Annotated in this window: 2 protein-coding genes; one reads left to right on the top strand and one right to left on the bottom strand. The window is 38.4% G+C overall.

The window, feature by feature from the left end; translation table 11 throughout:
- Window positions 1-413 precede the first annotated feature (413 nt).
- Window positions 414-1,634: a histidine decarboxylase gene (locus PLH43_RS13360; RefSeq protein WP_324363928.1), complete on the top strand. Its 1,221-nt coding sequence runs from the start codon at window positions 414-416 to the stop codon at window positions 1,632-1,634.
- A 70-nt stretch (window positions 1,635-1,704) separates the two neighbouring features.
- On the opposite strand, the gene PLH43_RS13355 is transcribed toward PLH43_RS13360, so the two are convergent.
- Window positions 1,705-3,075, bottom strand: a complete 1,371-nt coding sequence (locus PLH43_RS13355; RefSeq protein WP_324363926.1) for a citrate/2-methylcitrate synthase — start codon at window positions 3,073-3,075, stop codon at window positions 1,705-1,707.
- Window positions 3,076-3,214 lie beyond the last annotated feature (139 nt).

Raw genomic sequence — 3,214 nt, 5'->3', positions numbered from 1 at the left:
GTGTATTATTGCCTTTGGTAATTTTTCTTTTAAACTATAACTGCAAAAGAAACGTGATTTTTTTTAATATTATGTATATAATTCCTTTATAGGTACCTATATTATAAAAATTCTATTTATTTGTCCAATATCAAACTTGTGCAGGGCAAGTTTTTTAAAGTATCAGTTACCAAGTTTCAATTGCAAGTTAAAGTTGATTTTGTTTTGAAAGTTCAGTGTAATAAAAAATGCTTTTATAAGAGTTAATCTACAGAAAATTCGAATAACCCAAATTCAAATAACGGGTCTTGGAATCATTCTGTCGATTAAGAGCGGATTGAATCACTTACGAAACATGTTTCGAAGAACTATTTGATATTCAAATGCAGTTATTATTATTTCTAACTATCAAAGAGAGGACGGGATTTTTAATAATGGCAACAGATCAAAATTTGTTTTTCGATTCAATGCTTGATTCTACTATTGCTACTGAATTTAAATCAAATAATAATGAATGTTTACTTAAAGAAATTGATAGAATTTATGAAGATTTATATGATAAACACCAGCATTATCTCGGATACCCATTCAATTTAAGTTTGGAATATGCTGAATTAGGTAAATTTCTAAACTTGCAGCCCAACAATCTTGGTGACGCTTTTTATTCTTCTACTGTCAATATTGACACAAAGAAGCAGGAACGGGAAGTTTTAAAGTTCTTCGCAGATGTGTACAAACTTCCATGGGAAGAAACCTGGGGTTACATAGGAAACGGCGGCACCGAGGGGAACCTTTGCGGAATGTTGGTTGCGCGCGAGCGCTATCCCGACGGAGTGTTTTATTTCTCCGAGGCAAGTCATTACAGCATAAAGAAAAATGCATGGATATTGGGCAAGCCGGGTGAGGTAGTTCCATCCCAGCCCAATGGCGAGTTCAATTATGATGCACTAATTGAACGAATTCTAAAAAACGGCAACAAGCCGGTATTGCTTGTTGCAACATTGGGTACAACCATGACCGGAGCCATTGATAACGTAAAAACCATTGTTGATTTATTTGAAAAACATAATATCAAAGAGTATCATATTCACTATGACGGGGCACTTTTCGGCGGTATGATACCGTTTATGGAAAACGGACCGGAGCTTAATTTTGAGACTCTGCCCATAGACTCCATTGCGATAAGCGGTCATAAATTTATAGGTTGTCCTATGCCGGCAGGTATCTTCCTTACAAAAAGAAAATACATACAAACAAAAAGAAAATACATACAAAAAATCCTTGAAACCTCGGATGTATCCTATGTAGGTACAAAAGATACCACTATAAGCGGTTGCCGCAATGGGCTTTCTTCATTGCTTCTTTGGTATCAGGTAAACCGCAAAGGTGTGGAAGGATTCAAACAGGATGTTAAACAATGTATGAAAGTTACCGAATATGCCAAAGCCAGATTGGATTCTATCGGCTGGAATAACTTCGTAAATCCATGGTCAAATACCATTGTAATAGACAGACCAAACGATGCAATATGCAATTACTGGTCTCTAGCTTGCGAAGGAGATAAAGCCCACATTATAATCATGCAGCATGTTTCAAAAGAACATATTGACCTGTTCATCCAACATTTACTGGAGAGTCAGCGTACTATAAATTAACTTCTAAAGTTACTTATATAAAAAAAGCCGCTAAGTTTCGCGGCTTTTTTTATACTGTTTTGACATTTTCCTATTTTCGATCCTTCATTGCAACATACTCACGCCTTCCGGCAACACTCTTGTAGGCCGGCCTTATGATTTTTCCTGCATTAACAATCTCCTCTATGCGGTGGGCAGCCCAACCGGCCATTCTGGAGATGGCAAAAATCGGAGTATACAATTCCAAAGGAAGGTTCAACATTTTATAAACAAAACCCGAATAGAAATCCACATTGGCGCTTACGCCCTTGTACATTTTGCGAACCCTTCCAATAATTTGGGGAGCCAATCTTTCTACCCTTTCATAAAGCTCAAATTCATCCTCCAAACCTTTTTCCTTGGCAAGCTTTTCTGCCTGCTCCTTAAGAAGGAGGCATCTCGGGTCGGATATGGAATAAACTGCATGACCTATTCCGTAAATCAGCCCTGAACGGTCAAAGGCTTCTTTATTTAAAAGCTTTATCAAGTAGTTTTCAACCTCTTCGTCATCCTTCAAGTCCTTGACATTTTGCTTCAAGTCTTCAAACATCTCACAAACCTTAATATTTGCGCCTCCGTGTCTCGGACCTTTCAAAGAACCGAGCGCTGCTGCGATAACAGAGTATGTGTCTGTGCCGGAAGATGTAACCACATGCGTTACAAAGGTTGAATTGTTACCTCCTCCATGCTCTGCATGCAATACAAGGGAAAGGTCAAGCAATCTAGCCTCCAGCTCGGTATATTTGCTGTCGGGCCTTAACATATGTAAGATATTTTCCGCCGTACTCAAATCCGGCCTTGGAGGGTGAATGACCAGACTCTTTTTGTCATAATAATGGGACAATGCCTGATAAGCATAAACGGCGATTGTTGGCATGCATGCAATCAATCGTATGCACTGCTTTAAAACATTATTGACCGAAGTATCGTCCGGATTGCAGTCATAACTGTAGTAGGCCAGTACGCTTCTTGCCAATACGTTCATGATATTCTTGCCCGGGAGATTTAAAATCATATCCTTGAGAAACTTTTCCGGAAGTTCGCGGTATGAAGCCAGAAGCTTTTCAAATTCGCCCAGCTGCTCTTTGTTCGGCAAATCACCAAAAAGCAGCAAATATACCGTCTCTTCGAAGCCAAAACGTCCCTCACCGATAAAACCGTCAACCAAATCAAAAATATCTATCCCTCTGTAAATCAATCTTCCGGGAACAGGTACTATTTCGTTTTCATCAATTATGTACGAATGAACTTCACCAATCTCCGTCAAACCTACAAGCACGCCCTTACCATCCAAATCTCTCAGCCCGCGCTTTACCTGGTATTTGACAAAAAGCTCCAGATCAATATAGCTGCATTTCTTCGCCAATTCAGTCAATTCTTCCAACTTGCTCTTTTCGAATTCATTAAAACCTGTATTCATCATAGCATTACCTCACATTTATAATAATATGGTCTATCCTTCCATAAATATATCTATGCTTGCTGACAAAAAAGAATTGTATAATAGAGTGATTATCCCACAAAAAGTATCGGTTCTAAATAAAATTTCTTAAACCTATTGT

It is taken from the genome of Acetivibrio sp., from assembly GCF_035371925.1.
Lineage (GTDB): Bacteria > Bacillota > Clostridia > Acetivibrionales > Acetivibrionaceae > Hungateiclostridium.
Note: the sequence above shows the minus strand (reverse complement) of the source record. Positions and strands in the feature narration are given on the sequence as shown.